15 protein-coding genes are annotated in these 18,361 nt (G+C 42.5%); 9 read left to right on the top strand and 6 right to left on the bottom strand.

Going from position 1 to position 18,361, the window contains the following annotated elements:
• Positions 1–316: 316 nt before the first annotated feature.
• Both gspG and gspF read right to left on the bottom strand, forming a co-directional pair.
• Entirely contained in the window at positions 317–754 is a 438-nt protein-coding gene (gene gspG / locus FTT98_RS02875; RefSeq protein WP_078189784.1) for a type II secretion system major pseudopilin GspG, read from the bottom strand.
• A 36-nt stretch (positions 755–790) separates the two neighbouring features.
• Positions 791–1,996, bottom strand: coding sequence for a type II secretion system inner membrane protein GspF (gene gspF, locus FTT98_RS02870; RefSeq protein ID WP_078189785.1), 1,206 nt, complete (start codon positions 1,994–1,996; stop codon positions 791–793).
• Between the two features lie 150 nt (positions 1,997–2,146).
• On the opposite strand from gspF, the gene FTT98_RS02865 reads away from it, so the two are divergent.
• The 9 genes from FTT98_RS02865 (at position 2,147) to FTT98_RS02825 (ending at position 11,117) form a co-directional block, all read left to right on the top strand.
• Positions 2,147–4,369, top strand: a complete 2,223-nt coding sequence (locus FTT98_RS02865) for a primosomal protein N' (RefSeq protein ID WP_180041041.1) — start codon at positions 2,147–2,149, stop codon at positions 4,367–4,369.
• Positions 4,370–4,448: 79 nt separating this feature from the next.
• The gene (locus FTT98_RS02860; protein ID WP_111885622.1) at positions 4,449–6,290 is read left to right on the top strand and encodes a monovalent cation:proton antiporter-2 (CPA2) family protein; all 1,842 of its coding nucleotides are present in this window, start codon (positions 4,449–4,451) and stop codon (positions 6,288–6,290) included.
• A gap of 50 nt (positions 6,291–6,340) precedes the next feature.
• Complete coding sequence (gene hslO, locus FTT98_RS02855; RefSeq protein WP_078189788.1) at positions 6,341–7,216, top strand: Hsp33 family molecular chaperone HslO; 876 nt, start codon at positions 6,341–6,343, stop codon at positions 7,214–7,216.
• Positions 7,217–7,476: 260 nt separating this feature from the next.
• Positions 7,477–7,929 carry a DUF2147 domain-containing protein gene (locus tag FTT98_RS02850; RefSeq protein ID WP_180041039.1) on the top strand — a complete coding sequence of 151 codons (453 nt, stop codon included), beginning with the start codon at positions 7,477–7,479 and terminating at the stop codon, positions 7,927–7,929.
• Positions 7,930–8,213: 284 nt separating this feature from the next.
• On the top strand, positions 8,214–8,678 hold the full coding sequence (locus FTT98_RS02845; RefSeq protein WP_168377964.1) for a DUF2147 domain-containing protein: 465 nt from the start codon (positions 8,214–8,216) through the stop codon (positions 8,676–8,678).
• A 188-nt stretch (positions 8,679–8,866) separates the two neighbouring features.
• Complete coding sequence (locus FTT98_RS02840) at positions 8,867–9,331, top strand: DUF2147 domain-containing protein (protein WP_168377965.1); 465 nt, start codon at positions 8,867–8,869, stop codon at positions 9,329–9,331.
• Between the two features lie 141 nt (positions 9,332–9,472).
• Positions 9,473–10,435, top strand: coding sequence for a DnaJ C-terminal domain-containing protein (locus FTT98_RS02835; RefSeq protein WP_180041045.1), 963 nt, complete (start codon positions 9,473–9,475; stop codon positions 10,433–10,435).
• Positions 10,436–10,445: 10 nt separating this feature from the next.
• Positions 10,446–10,784 (top strand): chaperone modulator CbpM, encoded by a 339-nt coding sequence (locus FTT98_RS02830; protein WP_078189792.1) that lies wholly within the window; start codon positions 10,446–10,448, stop codon positions 10,782–10,784.
• Between the two features lie 69 nt (positions 10,785–10,853).
• Complete coding sequence (locus FTT98_RS02825) at positions 10,854–11,117, top strand: YdcH family protein (RefSeq protein ID WP_180002890.1); 264 nt, start codon at positions 10,854–10,856, stop codon at positions 11,115–11,117.
• A gap of 478 nt (positions 11,118–11,595) precedes the next feature.
• Here FTT98_RS02825 and FTT98_RS02820 read toward each other — a convergent pair whose 3' ends face one another.
• The 4 genes from FTT98_RS02820 to recD form a co-directional block, all read right to left on the bottom strand.
• Positions 11,596–12,864 carry a magnesium transporter CorA family protein gene (locus tag FTT98_RS02820; protein WP_180041037.1) on the bottom strand — a complete coding sequence of 423 codons (1,269 nt, stop codon included), beginning with the start codon at positions 12,862–12,864 and terminating at the stop codon, positions 11,596–11,598.
• 138 nt (positions 12,865–13,002) lie between these two features.
• Positions 13,003–15,090 (bottom strand): polyribonucleotide nucleotidyltransferase, encoded by a 2,088-nt coding sequence (gene pnp, locus FTT98_RS02815; RefSeq protein WP_171262611.1) that lies wholly within the window; start codon positions 15,088–15,090, stop codon positions 13,003–13,005.
• 273 nt (positions 15,091–15,363) lie between these two features.
• Positions 15,364–15,633 carry a 30S ribosomal protein S15 gene (gene rpsO, locus FTT98_RS02810; protein ID WP_005007057.1) on the bottom strand — a complete coding sequence of 90 codons (270 nt, stop codon included), beginning with the start codon at positions 15,631–15,633 and terminating at the stop codon, positions 15,364–15,366.
• Positions 15,634–16,501: 868 nt separating this feature from the next.
• Positions 16,502–18,229: an exodeoxyribonuclease V subunit alpha gene (gene recD / locus FTT98_RS02805; protein WP_257220725.1), complete on the bottom strand. Its 1,728-nt coding sequence runs from the start codon at positions 18,227–18,229 to the stop codon at positions 16,502–16,504.
• Positions 18,230–18,361: the final 132 nt, after the last annotated feature.

Genomic DNA, 18,361 nt, shown 5'->3' with positions numbered 1-18,361 from the left:
TGAGGATCAGAAAGCTTGTTTGAATCGATGTATTTCATCCGCAGATTATGCACGAATGCTAAGAAATCCGGAGTGCAAATATTAACCAAAAAGAAGATCGTTTTTTGATTTATGAAAGAGATCTATTGTAATCAATAAAATTGGGAATAATTCTTATTATAAATATCACATATTTTGCATTATGTAATTTAAATTAAATTCAATAACTTAATATTAATTTTATAATTAAGATTTATTATCACTTCACTCAATATTGAAACACCCTATTAAGTGAAGTGATTAATTCCATTAAAACTGAATTTATAATTATTCTCAGTTAGTGTTTATAGTAAATATCAGCATCATTTTCTTCACCACCAGACTGACCGTCCGCACCAAATGAATAAAGATCATAAGGACGGCCTTCAGAACCGGGAATCACATATTGAATGTCATTGTCCCAACTGTCTTTTGGATAGCCACCTTTGATGTAGCCACCTGGCAACCAGTTTTTAGCAGACTCAGGTTTAGTGACCAAAGCATTTAATCCGCCGTCTTGCATTGAAGGGAATTTACCATTGTCCATTTTGTATTGATCTAATGAGCCAGCGACACTTTTTAAAGTAATCGCCGTAGTATCGACTTTGGCTTTTTCACCACGGCCCATCACGTTCGGTACAATCAGCGCTGCCAAAACACCTAAAATGACAATGACCACCATCACTTCAATTAAAGTAAAACCTTGTTGCTTCATATTTTTTGTCTTCACTTGCATGTTACAAATCTCTGTTCACATCATTGTTCGAATGTCTTAAATCATATTATTCATATTCACGATTGGCAGCATCACAGCAATCACGATCACCAGTACAATGCTCGCCATAAATACCAACATCAGAGGTTCAAGCAACGCCAATAAAGTTGAAATTAAAGTCGTCACTTCTCGGTCTTGCATCGTCGACGCACGTTCGAGCATCCGATCTAATTCGCCTGAACTTTCACCACTTTTGATCATTTGTACCATCATCGGTGGGAAATAACCACTTCGCTCAAGCTGTGTTGCTAAATTACCACCTTCTGTTACTTTCTCTGCCGCAAGGTTGACCGAATCTCGAATCACCCAATTATTACTGACCGCTGCGCCAATTTTTAAAGCATCGACCAAAGGCACGCCAGACTTGGTTAAAATCGACAAGGTACTGGCAAAACGAGCGGCATTAATGCCTTTAGACAGTTTGGAAAATAACGGTAATTTCAAGGTCAATCGGTCAAAGGCATAATGTCCCGCCGCTGTTCTGAGGAATCGAACCAAGAGAAAAATCGAAACTACGCTACCGACCAATAAAAATGGCCAGGCCATTCGAATAAAATCACTGGCTTTCATTAAAGCGACCGTTATCCACGGCAAGGCATCTTTGCTTTGGTCAAAGGTTTTGACAATATCTGGGACCACATAGGTCATGAGTCCCATCACAATACCGAAAGACATTAACATCAGGATGATGGGATAAATCATCGCACCCTGCACTTTTTTTTGCATGGCGAAGCGGTTTTCGGTGTAATCAGCAAGTTGGTCGAGAATGAGATCGAGATGACCTGAACGCTCACCTGCTGCAATCGTGGCAATATACAGTTCAGGAAAGCGTCCCGCTTGTTGTAGTGCGTTGGCTAAAGAATGTCCTTCCAAAACTTTAGAACGCACCGACATCAACAGGTTTTGCACATGGGCTTTTTCGTTTTGTTTTCCCACAGCACGAATCGCTTCTTCTAATGGTATTGCAGCGGCAACCAAAACTGAAAGTTGGCGAGTCAATAAAGCCAAGTCATAGGCATTCAGCCCTTTTTGAAACCAGCGCTGCTGCGCGTGTTTGTCTTTTTGCTCTATCGGATCGACAGCAACTGGAATGAGTGACTGATCTCTGAGCTGTTGACGAATTTGACGCGCAGAATCACCCTCAAGTACACCCTTCTGCTGCTTCCCTGAAGCGTCTATGGCAGTAAACTGATATGCAGGCATTGTAATGCTCTAATTTTCCAAAATTTCTATCAGCGCAGTTGCGTCTGACCATCAAAATCATTCATATTCTTAGATATAAAATATGAGCTCACTCTAACACAACTCCTTTACGATCACGACGAAATTTAATCAGGAACTTATCCACGTTTTATGGCAAATTCAGCGAGCATTGCAACACCTATTTACCGCGTTCGAGTCGCCGTTCCGGTATATTTATACGACTGCTTCGATTACAGCTTAAACCAAGAGCAATACCAACAAGCTGAAGTAGGTGCACGCGTTGCTGTATCTTTTGGTCGGCAAAATTTGACCGGTATCATCGTGGAAAAAATTGCTCCCGATGCACCACTCGATTCAAGCTTTAAACTCAAGGCCATTACCGAACTTCTTGATGATCGTGCCATTTTAGATGAGAAAGTTTTAAATTTATTGACATGGTCTGCACAGTATTACCAATTTCCGATTGGTGAAGTGATGCAAAGTGCCCTTCCGACGCTGTTACGCCAAGGAAAGCCCTATAATTTATTGGCACGGACATGGAATCTGATTGACCATAATGCTGAAGCCAAAATTAAACGTTCAGAGCGTCAACAAGAGGCGTATAAAATACTAAAATTACATCCCACAGGCACAGGTGAAAATCTTTTAAATTTGTCAGGTGTGGAAACCGCGACACTCAAAGCATTAGAGAAAAAAGGCATCTGCCAATGTGTCTTGGCGGAACAGGACTTTAGCCCAATGCCCATAAGCATGGCGCAAATGCCGCTCACAGCGAATCCGGAGCAAAAGAAAGCCATTGATCGGGTGTTAAAAGCGCGGAATCAATATCAGGCATTTTTACTTGATGGTCTGACCGGCAGCGGTAAAACCGAAGTCTATTTACAAATCATGCAAGAGGTTCTTAAGCAAGGCAAACAGGTCTTGGTTTTGGTACCTGAAATTGGACTCACCCCACAGACCATTAGCCGTTTCCAATCACGTTTTCATTGCAATATTGCCCTACTACATTCGGGGTTGAACGATTCAAAACGTATGCAAGCTTGGCAAGCGGCGCAAACGGGCAAGGCGTCTATTATCTTAGGCACGCGTTCTGCGATTTATACCCCACTGCCGAATCTAGGTTTAATTGTGATTGATGAAGAGCATGATCTGTCCTTTAAACAACAAGAAGGCTTTCGCTATCACGCTCGGGATGTCGCACTTTACCGTGGGCATCTGGAACAATGCCCTGTAATTTTAGGTTCTGCCACGCCTAGTATCGAGTGTTATGCACTGGCGAAACAAGGCAAAATGACCGTACTGGAATTGAACCAACGTGCGGGCACCGCAGTCATGCCGAAAATGCACATCCTTGATTTGAAAGTGGCACAGAAACAGCATGGAATCAGCCAATTATTAATTGGTGAAATCCGTAAGCGCCTTGAAAAAAAAGAACAGGTGTTAGTGTTTTTAAACCGTCGCGGATATGCCCCAGTTTTAATTTGTGAAAGCTGTGCATGGCAGGCCAAATGTCCGCACTGTGATGCCAATTTCACGGTACACCGCACACCCTATCAACACCTACATTGTCACCACTGCGGCACCATTCACCGTATGCCAGAGCATTGTCCACAGTGTAATCACCAAGAACTGAAATCCGTGGGTATGGGTACAGCGAAGGTTGAAGAAAGCCTAAATGAGCTATTTCCGCAGCATGACGTTATACGGGTCGATCGTGATTCCACCAGTCGGGTCGGCAGTTGGCAAAAAATCTATGACAAAATTCAAAAAAGTGAACCTGCCATTTTACTCGGTACGCAAATGCTGGCCAAAGGTCATCATTTTCCTTACGTCACCTTGGTGGCGATTTTAGATATCGATTCAGGTCTGCTGAGTGTGGACTTCCGTGCCATCGAGCGTACTGCACAGCTCATTGTACAAGTCACTGGGCGTGCCGGCCGTGGTGAACGTAAAGGCGATGTGTTTTTACAAACCCTAAGACCCGACCATCCGCTTTTGAATATTTTGGTCAATGAGAACTATCGAAAATTTGCCAAAGAAACCATGAAAGAACGGGAAATGGCACAAATGCCACCGTTTCGCTATGCCGCATTGGTACGCTGTGAGTCAAAAAACCAAGAACTCAATACTGAATTTTTACAGCAACATGCCCAATTACTGCGTCAGGACTCTGCTGGAATTATTGATATTTGGGGGCCGATTCCTGCCCCGATGGAGCGCAAAGCAGGGCGTTACCAATCCCACATGGTTTTACTGTCTACAGATCGTGCGCGCTTACATTATTATCTGCGTTATTGGTGGCAAAACATCTTGCATAACAAGCCATCAAATATGAAATTGAGCCTCGATATAGACCCACAGGAACTCAGTTAAACGCGTACAATTCAGTCTGAAAATATCAGTCATACTGAATTGCAACTTTCGACCAAAAACACAACTCTAGGACGAGTAAATGTCACTACTGTTACAGATCACAATTTTCCTTGGCGCATCCTTATTGCTTGTCCCTTTGCTCAAGCGCTTTGGTATTGCAACGGTATTGGGATATCTGTTCACTGGTATTTTGCTCGGCCCCGATGTCTTTAACATTGCCAGTGATCCCCAAGCGATCCAAGATCTCGCTGAGTTTGGCGTGATTTTGCTGATGTTCCTGATCGGCCTCGAACTCCGCCCACAGCGTCTATGGAGTATGCGTAGTTCTATTTTCGGCATGGGTAGTTTACAAGTTGGTCTGACCGGTCTTGTTTTAGCGCTAGGCAGTTTTTTTGCCTTACAACAAGGCATTGCAGCCAGTATCGTTATCGGTTTCGCTCTCGCTCTTTCTTCTACTGCCTTTGTCTTGCAGATGCTGAGTGAAAAACAGCAATTAAACACCACCTATGGGCAACAATCCTTTTCGATTTTGCTGTTTCAAGATATGGCTGCAATTCCGCTGATTGCAGTCATCCCCCTGCTCGCAGGGACAGAATCATCACATCACGGAATCGCCTATTTCGCTGCCATCATTGCGACTTTTTCAGGCTTATTTTTATTTAGTCGATACTTAATGCGGCCTTTTTTCCGCTTCGTCGCGAAAAGTGGCGCGCATGAACTGATCACTGCTGTTGGCTTATTTATTGTGCTGGGTGTCGTGGTGTTGATGGATGTACTGGGCATCAGTACCACACTCGGAGCATTTCTGACCGGCGTGCTATTGGCAGACTCGGAATTCCGCCATGAACTCGAAGCCAGTATTGCTCCGTTTAAAGGGCTTTTACTTGGTTTGTTCTTTATGACCGTGGGCATGACCACAGAACTGTCGTTGTTTGTTGAAATGCCATGGTTCATTATCGGTGGTGCATTGGCACTGATGCTCATCAAAATGGCGTCACTTACGGCGATTGCGCGTTATCTTAAAAATTCATGGCGCAACAGTATTTTACTGGCGACCTGTTTGGCTCAAGGCGGTGAATTTGCCTTTGTGGTCTTTAGTGTGGCGAAAAGTGAAAATGTCGTACAGCAAGCCATTTTGGAGCCATTAACCCTCATCGTCACTTTGTCGATGGTGTTGACCCCTATGTTGTACTGGTTAATACAATCACAAATTTTGCCACGTTTTAATCCAAAAACCATCCCCGAATATGACGACATTCCGGATGAACATAATCCTGTGATTATTGCGGGCTTTGGACGTTTTGGACAAATCATTGCTCGTGTGGCGCATTTACAGCATTTGTCTTTTACCGCCATTGATAGCAACTTAGACAAAGTCGATTTCGTACGTAATTATGGTGGTCATCTGTATTATGGCGATGCCACACAACCAGATATTTTACGCGCTGCGGGCATTGAACATGCCAAAGTGTTCGTCCTTGCTATAGATGATATTGAAGACTCGATGAACGTGGCGCGTCATATTCGCCTGAATTACCCTCAGTTAAAATTATTGGTCCGTGCGCGTGACCGTCATCAGGTGCATCTGCTGCGTGATTTGGGGATTGAGCATATTTGGCGTGAAACCTATTTATCGTCTTTAGGAATGGCCTATCACATGCTGTGCGACTTAGGCATCAGCGATGAAGATGCCTATAAAAGTATCGAATTGTTCCGTGATTATGATGAAAAACTGCTGACTCAACAGCAGCAAATCTATACCGATGAACAAAAAATTTATGAAACGCATCGTAACGCTTTAGCTGAACTGGAACATTTGTTTGAAAGCGATGCGCAAGCCCGTGAAAAACCTACAGGTGTTGATTTACAACGCAGCTTACAACGTCATCGTATTGATGTCACAAGAGATGATAATGAATGACTTGTGTTTTACAATATCGTCACCATTAAAGCAGGGTTATGGAGAATTTTATGTCAGATTTACGCCAACGCTTTTTTATTGAAGATAGCCCTGTTCGTGGAGAAGTGGTTCATCTTGAAGAAGCCCTACAAACGATTCTTGCACAGCGTGACTATGCACCTGCTGTACAAATTCTCTTGGGTGAAATGCTCAGCGCGACTGCCTTGTTGGCCAGCACCTTAAAAATTAAAGGTCGTATTAGCTTACAAATTCAGGCTGCAGGCACTTTTAAATGGGCAATGGCGGAATGTAATCATCTCGGTGAAGTTCGCGCACTTGCAGATTATGAAGAAGACCCGCACTTTCAAACCGCTGAAGACAGCAGCACGGTACTGAAAGCCTTGGTAAACCCAGTACTTTTCATTAATATCGAGCCTGAATTTGGTGAGCGTTATCAAGGGATTGTACCTTTAGACAAACCGACTTTAGCGGGTTGCTTGATGCAATATTATGATCTATCTGCACAGATCCCAACACGCATCGTCTTAGCAAGCAGCAACAGCCGTTCAGGTGGTTTACTGATCCAGTTATTACCTCGGAATAGCGAAGAAGAACAACGCCGAGTTGATGAAGATCTATGGCCACGTTTAACCATGCTGACCGAGACATTAAAAGCAGAAGAGTTAACGTCTTTATCTGCAAACGAAATTTTATATCGTTTATATAACGAAGAAGAAGTTCGTCTACCTGAAACTGAAGCCTTAAAATTTGGCTGCACATGTTCAAAAGAACGCTGTGCGACAGCACTTGAACAAATTGGTGTTGCTGCAGTTCGTGAAACCTTAGAGTTTCAAAACCCAATTGAAATGGACTGCCAATTCTGTAATACAAAATATACCTTTACGGCAGAAGAAGCTTTATCCCTTTTTGGTCAACACCTTAGCTAAATCATTGCATGATTAAAAGCCTAAATCTAAGCATCCTTCGGGGTGCTTTTTTATTGTCCCGATAAAATTTAGACCTACTACTTTCTTGCGCTTAGTCGAATGGGTTCGAACTATAAAGCATCAACATGATCAGCTGTATTTGCGATCAATTTTTTTTCGAGTAGAATCGCGCCAGAAATATCGCGCCAGAAATAAAGTCAAAAAAACCAACAAAGCTTTATTTTTAATTGAAAAATAATGTAAAAAAAACTGGATAAATTATGAAACTCAAAACACTCGCTATTGCTTTAGCCATGTTCTACTTTGGCCCAATGACAGCACATGCAGCAGACCTCGTCGGGACATGGAAAACCATAGATGATAAAACAGGCTATGCTCGTGCTGAAGTCCAAATCACTAAATTAAAAGACGGCAGCTATAGCGGTAAAATCACCAAAGTGCATGCCATCCCCAACCGCCCTGTCACCACGATTTGTGAAAAATGCGAAGGTAAACTCAAAAATGCACCCTTAATTGGTTTACCGATATTCTCTGGCTTTAAACATAATGCAAAAGAGAATGCGTACACCGATGGCAAGGTGATCGACCCACTTTCAGGCAATACTTATCAAGGTAAAGGGCAATTGAATGCGCGCGGCAATGTCCTGACACTTCGAGGTTATGTTGGAACCACGCTTCTCGGCCGGACGGTATCTTGGATCCGCGTCAACTAAAGTCGCCATTTGGCTTTCATTGGCATGATGAACTCAACTCCAGACGAGTTCATCATGCCGATAATAATCTACTTTGAGATGAATTCCGACTATTTTACTAGTGCGTAGACGTTCAGCATAAACCTCATTTAGCGCCAACTCGTTCATGTTTTGGCTCAAAATATAAATACCAATTCTTAAAAAATCACTAGAATATTCATATTATTTCAGGCTACATTAAAACCATAATATTTTTATGCCTTTAAGTTTTAGGCATCCGCTTTTTGTGTAATGTGGGTAATTGTATGGCTGTTAAATTCCTCCCTTCTATCCTGTTCGGCATGTTCTCCATCTGCAGTTTATCCTCTGCTTTTGCAGCGATTGACCCCTTAGTGGGGACATGGAAAACCATTGATGATCGAACAGGATATTCCCTTGCCGATGTGGTGATTCGTAAAGATAAGCATGACCTGTATTCGGCCACCATTATCCAAAGCCGAAGCGTACCCGGAACAGCAAATGTTTCGACATGCACGCAATGCACCGGTGCTCAGAAAAATAAACCCATGGTCGGTTTAACCACTTTAAGCGGCCTAAGCGCTGATCCAGAAAAGCCCAATGAATTTGTGGGTGGAGTGATGCTCGATCCCAAATCAGGCAAGCACTACAATGCACGCGCTCGTTTGATGAATAATGGCAAGCATTTGATCATCAATGGTCGTACTGAAGGCTCTGCAATTGGACGCAATGTCACTTGGGTCAAAAACTAAGCACGAGGCCTTTAAATCATTAAAGGCCTTTTTTAACTTAAAAATTAGAGTAAAAACTCCATATTAAAGCAGTGTTTTAAAAAAATCTGCCAAATACATCACAAACCATCACATTGATTTTGTAGGGCTTTATATATAAATTAGGCAACTTACTCTAAAAACACAATTCTGAATTTTCAGGGGATGAAATGAAAAAAATATATCAACAATTATTTGCCGGAATAGTACTTAGCACTTTGTCAGGATTGTCAATCGCTGCGGAAACCGATCCGCTAGTGGGTAAGTGGAAAACTGTCGATGACCGCACCGGATATTCACGTGCAGACGTTGAAATTCGCAAAAAAGCCGATGGAAGCTATGAAGGCATCATTGTCACCACACGCAATGTCCCTGGCACTGAAAAAATGGGCGTCTGCTCGAACTGCCCAGGTGAATTGAAAAATAAACCTTTTATCGGCTTGCCATTTATTTGGGACTTTAAACAAGATCCAAAAAATCCACGTGAATTCCAAAACGGTAAAGTTCTGGACCCGATTGGTGGAAAAATCTATAAAGGCAAAGCAAGACTTAGTGCTTCAGGAAAACATTTAACTATACGTGGGTATGTTGGTGTATCTGTGATTGGTCGTAGTGTCACTTGGATAAAATATTAATTTTAAATGTGTTTTTAAAAGCCTCCTCGTGAGGCTTTTTTATTGTCATGTTTTGAAACAATATGCTGCAGTTTGCCCCTATGACAGTTTGATGAACCCTTCTATATTGATTAAAACATGATTAATATTTATACAGAGAGTATGCCAGACAATCACTATCAAACTTTAGGGATCGCCCGAGATGCTTCGGCAGATCAAATTAAAAAAGCCTATCGAAAATTGGCGCGTAAATATCACCCTGACGTCAGCAAAGAAGCTGATGCCGAAACGCGTATGCAAGCGATTAATGTTGCATACGACACTTTAAGTGATGCCGAAAAGAAAAAACAATACGATTTTGAACTCGATCATCCTCAAGGATTTGCTGGGTTTAATGCTGGCAACCAAGGTGGTTTTGACCAATCTCAGTTTTATCGCCAATCGACGAGTGATGGTCAGCATGCGGACTTTAGTGGATTTGAAGACTTGTTTGGTCGTTTTGGGCAAGGCTTTGGTGGCGGTGACTATCAGTATCAACGTGCAAACCGCCAAACCAAGAGCTTCCGTGGTGAAGACCAACACGCCAGTTTAGAAGTGGATTTAGAAATCGCATTTCATGGTGCAACGCAGAATATCACCTTGCAGATTCCGAGCTTAAATGCCCATGGTGAGCCTGAAGTTCAACGTAAAACCCTACAAGTCAAAATTCCTGCAGGCATGAAATCAGGTCAACAAATTCGACTCTCGGGCCAAGGGCAAGCTGGCTATAACGGTGGAGCTGCTGGTAATTTATACATTGAAATTTTGTATAAACAAACCGAGCAAACCCGTGTAGAAGGTGCTGATATTTTCCAACAACTGAATATCAGTCCTTGGGAAGCAGCATTGGGTCAAAAAATTGCATTTACCAGTCCTGATGGCAAAACATTAGAGCTACAGATTCCTAAAAATGCGCGTACTGGACAGCAGCTACGATTAAAGGACAAAGGGATACCAAACAAAACACCCGGACAGCTTTACCTGGTTTTAAATATAGTGATACCAGCTGCACAAACAGAACAAGAGCAACAAGCTTATGCGGCTTTTGCTCAAGCTTTTCCGTCATTTAATCCACGACAGTCTTAAGGAGAGCACCATGACAACAATTCATTATCGTGAAATTGTCTGTGACGGATGTAAACAGACTGAAATCGTAGACGAAAAAAGTAGTTTTGATCTACAACACTTTGCCTCTGCCTGTGGGCAAAGTCCAGAATGGGTTCTGCAACTACTCGAATACGATATTCTGCCTAGCCGTTCAGAAGACAGGATTCATCAATTTTTTGGCGATGATATATCTCGCGCACGGCGTGCCTATCGGCTTCAACGAGATTTCGATGCCAGTTTTACTGCGGTCGCCATGATGCTCGACCTGATTGATGAAGTCCAACAACTACGTCGCCAAGTGAAACACCAACAGCTTCATTCGCACTAAATGTATTCGTGAACGCTCTGTCCTGCAGGGCGTTTTTCTTTTTTCTTGTAGAGGAAATGATCGACAACCATGAAAACACGAGATTGCAATAAAAAAGTCAAAAACATGTTTCCTGAGTACCGTGATTTGGTCACTCAGTTACGTGATGAAAATCCGCATTTTGCGCGGATCTTTGAAGAACATGATGAGTTGGATCGCGAAATCATTCAATTGGAATTAGATCCTGTTAATCACTACAACACGGATATTGAGACCATTAAGCGTAAGAAATTAAAGCTAAAAGATGAAATTTATCGCTTACTGAAAAGTAATGAAAATGATGATATATCTTGAGATATCGACTCGTATAGGGGAATTTTCATGATGCATGTCGTTCGCAGTACAACCCACGAGGCTAAGCAATTGAATTGCTAAGACCATAAGGATCGGTCAAATCGCGTTGTACTGCAGATTCTTTAAAAAACAAAATGTAAAAACAATAAAATCATGACAAAGGATTCATCATGCACATGCATCATGTCCTATTGGGTGGCATTACTCAGTTTCAGTAGTCTATTACATGCCAGTGATAAACGAGTATTTGAAAAACCATGGATGACCAAACAGGATATTCACGCGGTGATGTGACCATCGTCAAAAATGCCGACGGGACGTATAGTGGAACACTTACTGCAATACGCCCAATGCCGTACAAGCCCTTGGTCGAAGTGTGCTTAAAACGCAAAGGCAAACTCAAATATGCACCCTTGGTGAGTCTCGAAGTTATCAAAGGATTTAAAGCAGACCCATCCATCAGAGAAGCTAACGCGAACTATTTGAGTTTCGTCAGCTTCTCAATTTCTTTCATAGTTTTAACCGTACCTTTGACTGTGCCCTTCACCGTTTGTTTAATTGGTTCATAATCCATAAACCAAAACAAATTCATGTGTTGATCGCCATGTTGCTGTGCCAGCATATCAATCACACTTTTTTCGCCACGCCCCACCAAATGCCGTCGATAAAAATAATACAGCAGTAAAATCGTGGTAATCAACATGATACCAAGCATGATCCAAAAACCGGTTGGCGATTTGAGTCCGGGAATAAACTCAAAGTTCATACCGTATATACCAGTTAATAAGGTTAATGGTGCGAAAATCGCCGTAATAATCGCTAAAATACGCATATTTTCATTGGTTTGGTTGGCAACGGCTGAAAAATGCAGATCAATGGCGGCCTGCACGGCACTGCGTAATCGTGTGGTGTGTTTTTGAATGCGTTCGATATGGCTAGTTAAATCATCTACGCGAACCAGCATGATATCCTGCTTTTCACTGCGCTTTTTGCCTTTCAAATGCGGGTAATTATCCACAACTTCATCACGCAGTTCTTGCAAGGCTTCAATTTGCTCTTCACACAAGTTTTCCACTTGCTGAAAGGCCATATTTTCCTGCAACAGTTGATGCCACTTGGTAAACCGTCGATGCCCTTGTAATAACTCTTGCTGCCAAAACTCGACACGGCGCGTCAAAGGAACACGTAAATCCAAGTATCCATCCACCATATTATTCAGTAAGCGCAATGCCAAATCTAAGGGCGTCATGGCTAATTTTCGTGGTTTATTTTGTTCATCAATCGGACGAGAAATTAAGGTTTCAATCCGCTGGATATAACTTTCAATGGCTTTGTTGCCCTTTTCACGAACCGTAATCAGCACTTGGGGCGTGAGCAAAAAACTGATCGGGGTAGTCGCCAAACCAAAGACCCGCTCATGCTTTTCAAGCGCGTCGGCGCCTGCAACAATTTGGTCATCGGGGGTGACCATTTTTCTAAAAATTAATAAATCGTAATCATCGAGTGTGTCAAAGGCACACGGATGCTCTAGATTTAAAATATCCCACAGATGATATTCATTGACCCGTAGATCACACGCCTGAATAATCTCACGCTGCCATTGCTCAGGGCGGTTAACGACATCTTCACGGGTACAATCAATCCAAATAAACTCAGGCTCAAGTTCAGGATGATGCTCACATTGCACTTGGTCTTGCACATAGATATGCGCGGCTGTTGGATGCTGAAAAAAATAATAGGTTTGCATATCTCATTTATTATTGTGTTTACTTTTTGCATGATGCCATAAAAAAAGCCTTGAGCAAGTCAAAGTTCATACTCTGACTGCACTCAAGGCTTTTTAGAATCCATTCACAGAGCCGAAACCCTGTGAATCAACAAACCATTAAGCTTGTTCGATGTCTTTCATGGTTAATTTGATACGACCGCGGTTGTCGACATCAGCAACTTGTACTTTGATCTCTTGACCTTCAGATAATACGTCTGAAACGTTCGCAATGCGTTCGTTAGAAATTTGAGAGATGTGAAGTAAGCCATCAGTACCTGGAAGGATGTTTACAAACGCACCAAATTCAACGATACGAATCACTTTACCAGTGTAGATTGTACCTGGTTCGATTTCAGCAGTAAGCGCTTGGATTTTCGCAACAGCAGCAGAAGCAGCCGCTTTAGTTTCACCAAATACGCGAACTGTACCGTTATCTTCGATATCGATTGCTGCTTTAGTTTCTTCAGTGATCGCACGAATCGTTGCGCCACCTTTACCAATCACATCACGGATCTTATCAGGGTTGATGTTGATCACTTGGAATGTAGGCGCGTGCATAGAGATTTCAGGACGAGCGCGTGAAATTACTTGGTTCATTGCATTTAAGATGTGCATACGACCTGCATACGCTTGGTTCAATGCAACTTCCATGATCTCTTCAGTAATACCTTCGATCTTGATGTCCATTTGAAGTGCAGTAATACCGTTTGCAGAACCTGCTACTTTAAAGTCCATGTCGCCAAGGTGGTCTTCGTCACCCAAGATGTCAGAAAGAACTGCGAAACGCTCGCCTTCTTTGACTAGACCCATTGCGATACCCGCAACTGGCGCTTTAAGTGGAACACCTGCGTCCATAAGTGATAGAGAAGCACCACATACAGAAGCCATTGAAGATGAACCGTTAGATTCAGTGATGTCCGATACGATACGGATCACGTACGGGAAGCGGTCAGCTGCAGGAAGTACAGCTTGAACACCACGACGCGCTAAACGACCGTGACCGATTTCACGACGTTTAGGACCAGATTCACGACCAGTTTCACCTACAGAGTATGCAGGGAAGTTGTAGTGCAACATGAAGTTGTCAGTTTTCGTACCCGCTAATGTATCTACCATTAACGCATCACGTGTATTACCCAAAGTTGTTGTTACCAACGCCTGAGTTTCACCACGTGTGAATAATGCAGAACCGTGAGCACGGTCTAACACGCCAACTTGTACGTCAAGCGCACGAACTGTTTTAGTATCACGGCCATCAATACGTGGTTTACCTGACAAGATGTTGTCACGTACTGTACGGTATTTCAGGTCTTCGAATAATTCAGCTAAGTCGTCAGCGATACCGTCAACGTCTTCTTCTGGAACGAATTGAGCAACAGCTTCAGCTTGAAGCGCATCAAGTGCTGCATAACGATCGTGTTTAACAGCGATTGTGTATGCTTCAGAGATTTTCGCTTCAAACGCTTCTTTTAATTTTGCACGAAGGTCTTCGTTTTTCGCAGGTGCAGTCCAAGTAGACTCTGTTGCACCAGCAGCCGCAGCAAATTCTTTAATCGCTTGGATCGCGATTTGCATTTCGTCATGACCGAACAATACAGCGCCAAGCATTTGGTCTTCAGAAAGTTCTTTCGCTTCTGATTCAACCATCAATACTGCAGATTCTGTACCTGCAACCACAAGGTCAAGGTCAGATTCTTTAAGCTGTTCGTGGTTCGGGTTAAGGATGTATTCACCGTTGATTAAACCAACGCGCGCACCACCGATTGGACCACGGAAAGGCGTACCCGCAATTGCAAGTGCAGCAGATGTACCTAACATTGCAGCAATGTCAGCATCCATCGTTTTGTCAGAAGAAATCACAGTCGCAGTCACTTGGATTTCGTTGTAGTAACCTTCTGGGAACAACGGACGGATTGGACGGTCGATTAAGCGTGAAATAAGCGTTTCAGCTTCAGACGCGCGGCCTTCACGTTTACCGTAACCGCCCGGGATACGACCTGCAGCATATTGTTTTTCTTGGTAGTTAACAGTCAATGGGAAGAAGTCTTGACCTGCTTTAGCTGTTGGTTGAGCAACAACGGCAACAAGAACTTGTACACCACCCATAGTGATGATTACAGTGTTCGCTTGACGCGCAACACGACCTGTTTCTAGGACAACTTGATGCTGACCGTATTGGAATTCTTTACGAATAATATTAAACATCGACATGTTTTATTTTTTCCTGATTTTATTCTAGTGGAGACCCCTAAGGTTTGGCATTCACTCAACGCCCCAAACGCTGCAACATAAATGACAAAGCTTAGAAGCCGACCTCACTAGATATTAAAAACATTAATTAAAAATGCTAATTTGAGACACAAAGAAGGAGCGAATCATCGCCCCTTCCCCATTATCCAACCAAGGTTGGATAGACTTTAGTTTTCAGTAATACAGCACTAAGCATGCAATAGTCCGAAAATAAAAGTTTAAATCGAATTAACGACGTAAACCTAAAGCAGCAATCAATGCGCTGTAACGAGTAGCGTCTTTACCTTTAAGGTAGTCAAGAAGCTTACGACGTTGGTTAACCATACGGATAAGACCGCGACGGCTATGGTGGTCGTGTTTGTGCTCTTTGAAGTGACCTTGTAAATCATTGATTTGAGCAGTTAAAAGAGCTACTTGAACTTCTGGTGAACCAGTGTCGTTTTCAGCGCGAGCGAATTTTGCAACGATCTCTGCGCGATCTGCGTTTGTTAAAGCCATTCGATTTCTCCGAGATGCTTATAAAGTTAACTTTTGATACGAATCAACTGATAAATCAGCTGACTGCCGTGCATCACTACAGCAAGTGCATTATATTAAGGGAAAATCGTCCCAATTGCAAAAAGAGATGGCCGACTTCGTCAGGTTTTCATGACGATAATAGCGCCTTTTTTTTCACATCGATTCCATTATAAATTTTTTATATGTTTCGATACTTTATGCGACACAAAACCGCATATTTCTAACATGTTGAATGCGATGTCATTGAATGAATTTTAAACTGATTTTTTGATATATTTTGCCACTCGATGTTTAGCATGCAAAACTCAAAGTGGAATGATTAAAAAAAAGCCCGAGCTAGGCTCGGGCTTTTTTGCGCTGTAGTTTCTTCTTTTTTAGTTATTGTTTTATTATTTATTGTTTTATGTGGCGCTTTTCCGCGTCCTTATGTCAAACATTCCATGTTTTAACTTGCACTTCCTTATGTGGTAGATTTTGCCACAACGGCTATTAGATAAAAGTCGTATTTTTCGTATCTATATGTAAGCTTTTTCGTACATCAGTTAAGCTCTATTTCTTTTCTGTTACAGCGTATAGGCATTTCTTATTTTCCAGACATAAAAAAGCCCTGTAGTCTCTCCCAAAACTACAAGGCTTAGCGGCTGTAAGTTTCCTATTTCCTTACTTCACTGTAAGTTCGCTGTCTTTTGACGTTATTCTTATACTTTTGCGATTTTACTCAACCATCCGTGTTGAGTTCTTTTTCTGTGAAGTCATCTTCTCAAAAAGCTCTAAAAAGCTCTATGCGCAAATCTCCTGAATCGATGTAAGCCATTTCTTACAAAATACGGTACATTTTGCCTAGGCTTTACAAAGGTAGGTGATTGTTAATTTTTTCTAACAGACCACTAACTCGCGCTGTTCTTTTTATAAGCGCTTTTGCCAATGCATCTTTTGCAACAAGCAAACTCACCACTTTTTTGGCACGAGTGATGGCGGTATAAATCAGCTCTTTACTCATCATTTCGGTAGCATGATTTTCCAAAACTACCGCCGTATGGGTAAATTCAGAACCTTGAGACTTATGTATGGTCAAGGCATAGGCGGTTTCTATACTTTTAGGTAACCGTGTTGCCACCACCCATTTATCCAAACTTGGAAAATAAACCTCAAACTGCGACTTTTCCGTCATCGGTCGTTTTAAGCAAATCCCGATATCACCATTTGATAGTCCAAGTTGATAATCGTTATAGGTCATCATGACTGGACGACCGACATACCAATCCCCTTGTTTCAACACACCCAAGGTATTTAAGACCCGAAGTTCAATCTGCTGATTGAGTTCGTGTAAGCCTAATTTTCCATGTCGAATGGCCGATAGAATCCGATAATCATCAAAATAGCGAATCAATTGGGCTGACCAATTTGCATATTCAGCGGGTTGCTCTGGCCATTGTTTTAACCATGCCACATAGGGCTGAAAACCATACATCAGTTGATCATAATATTTTGCCCAATGTGCAGCACTGTTCGTAGCGTCGGGGAGATATTGCAACTGAATCACATCGCTCATATTCGGTGTCAGTTGAATCGGCTGAAGTTCGGATGCAGATACCACCTGATGTTCGAATTTCGCCAGAACTTCAGTGGTTGTTTGCTGTTGTTCTTGTTGTTGAATAAAACGAGCAAACTCACCAATGGCTGCACCCTGTACAAAACGGCGGCTGGTCTGTAAATGGGTACGGTTGGCTTGTAAGGCATCCACATCCTGAAGATTAGCCAAAACAGCGCCAACATCGACCGAAGCCAACTGTTCTGCATCCCCTAAGAGAATCAGCTTGCTGTGTTGAGGGATTGCCGCGAATAGCATCTGCGCCAAACTTAAATCCAACATGGAGGCTTCATCGACCACAATGACGTCATAGGGTAAGCGTTGGCGCTCATTAAACCGCGGGATAGCGCGCGTCCCTAAACCCAATAGACGATGCAAAGTTACGGGTTTCAAATGTTTGTGAATAATCGAATAATGCTGCAATGCAGGATCTTTAAACGCTGCTTGTAAGGCTTCTTCCATTCGCTGCGCCGCTTTTCCTGTCGGCGCTGCCATCGCAATTCTTAAATTTGGATTTTGCTCATTCAACACGGCAATAATCCGAGCCAAGGTATAGGTTTTACCTGTCCCAGGCCCACCGGTAATGATATTAAAATTGTGCTGACACACCATGTACAGTGCTTGGATCTGATGGGGATCGGTCAGTAAATCCTTTTCAATATTAAGCATCTGCGTTTGATTGAGATTTTGCTCTGTTTGCTGTTTTAAACGTGCAACTTGCTTGGCTAAAGCATTTTCTAGTGCCCAATAGCGATAAAGATAAAGTCGCTGTGAATCAAAAATAAAAGGCGCAACAGGTGTTTTTTCAGCTTGCTCGTGCTGAACCATCTGAGCCAAACATTGAATCTGCGCATCTTCGGCCAAAATACAACTGTCGCCTTTTTCCACGGCTTGCATCAATTGTTGAATTAACTGATTTGCAGCAGGATGACTGGCCTGATCGGGTAAATAATGTTGGATTAAATAGTCAATCCAATCCGGCAAAACCGCATCTAAATCAGCTTTTTCTTGGGTATTTTGGGGAACTAAAACCTGCGTTTCTACAGTATTTTCTTGTCCCGCGTGCAAAGGCTGTGCTGATAAGGCTTTTTGATCATTTTCCACACAGTTATCCTC

It is taken from the genome of Acinetobacter sp. YH12039 (genome assembly GCF_013420015.1).
GTDB lineage: Bacteria > Pseudomonadota > Gammaproteobacteria > Pseudomonadales > Moraxellaceae > Acinetobacter > Acinetobacter amyesii.
This window is presented reverse-complemented; position numbering and strand designations above follow the sequence as displayed.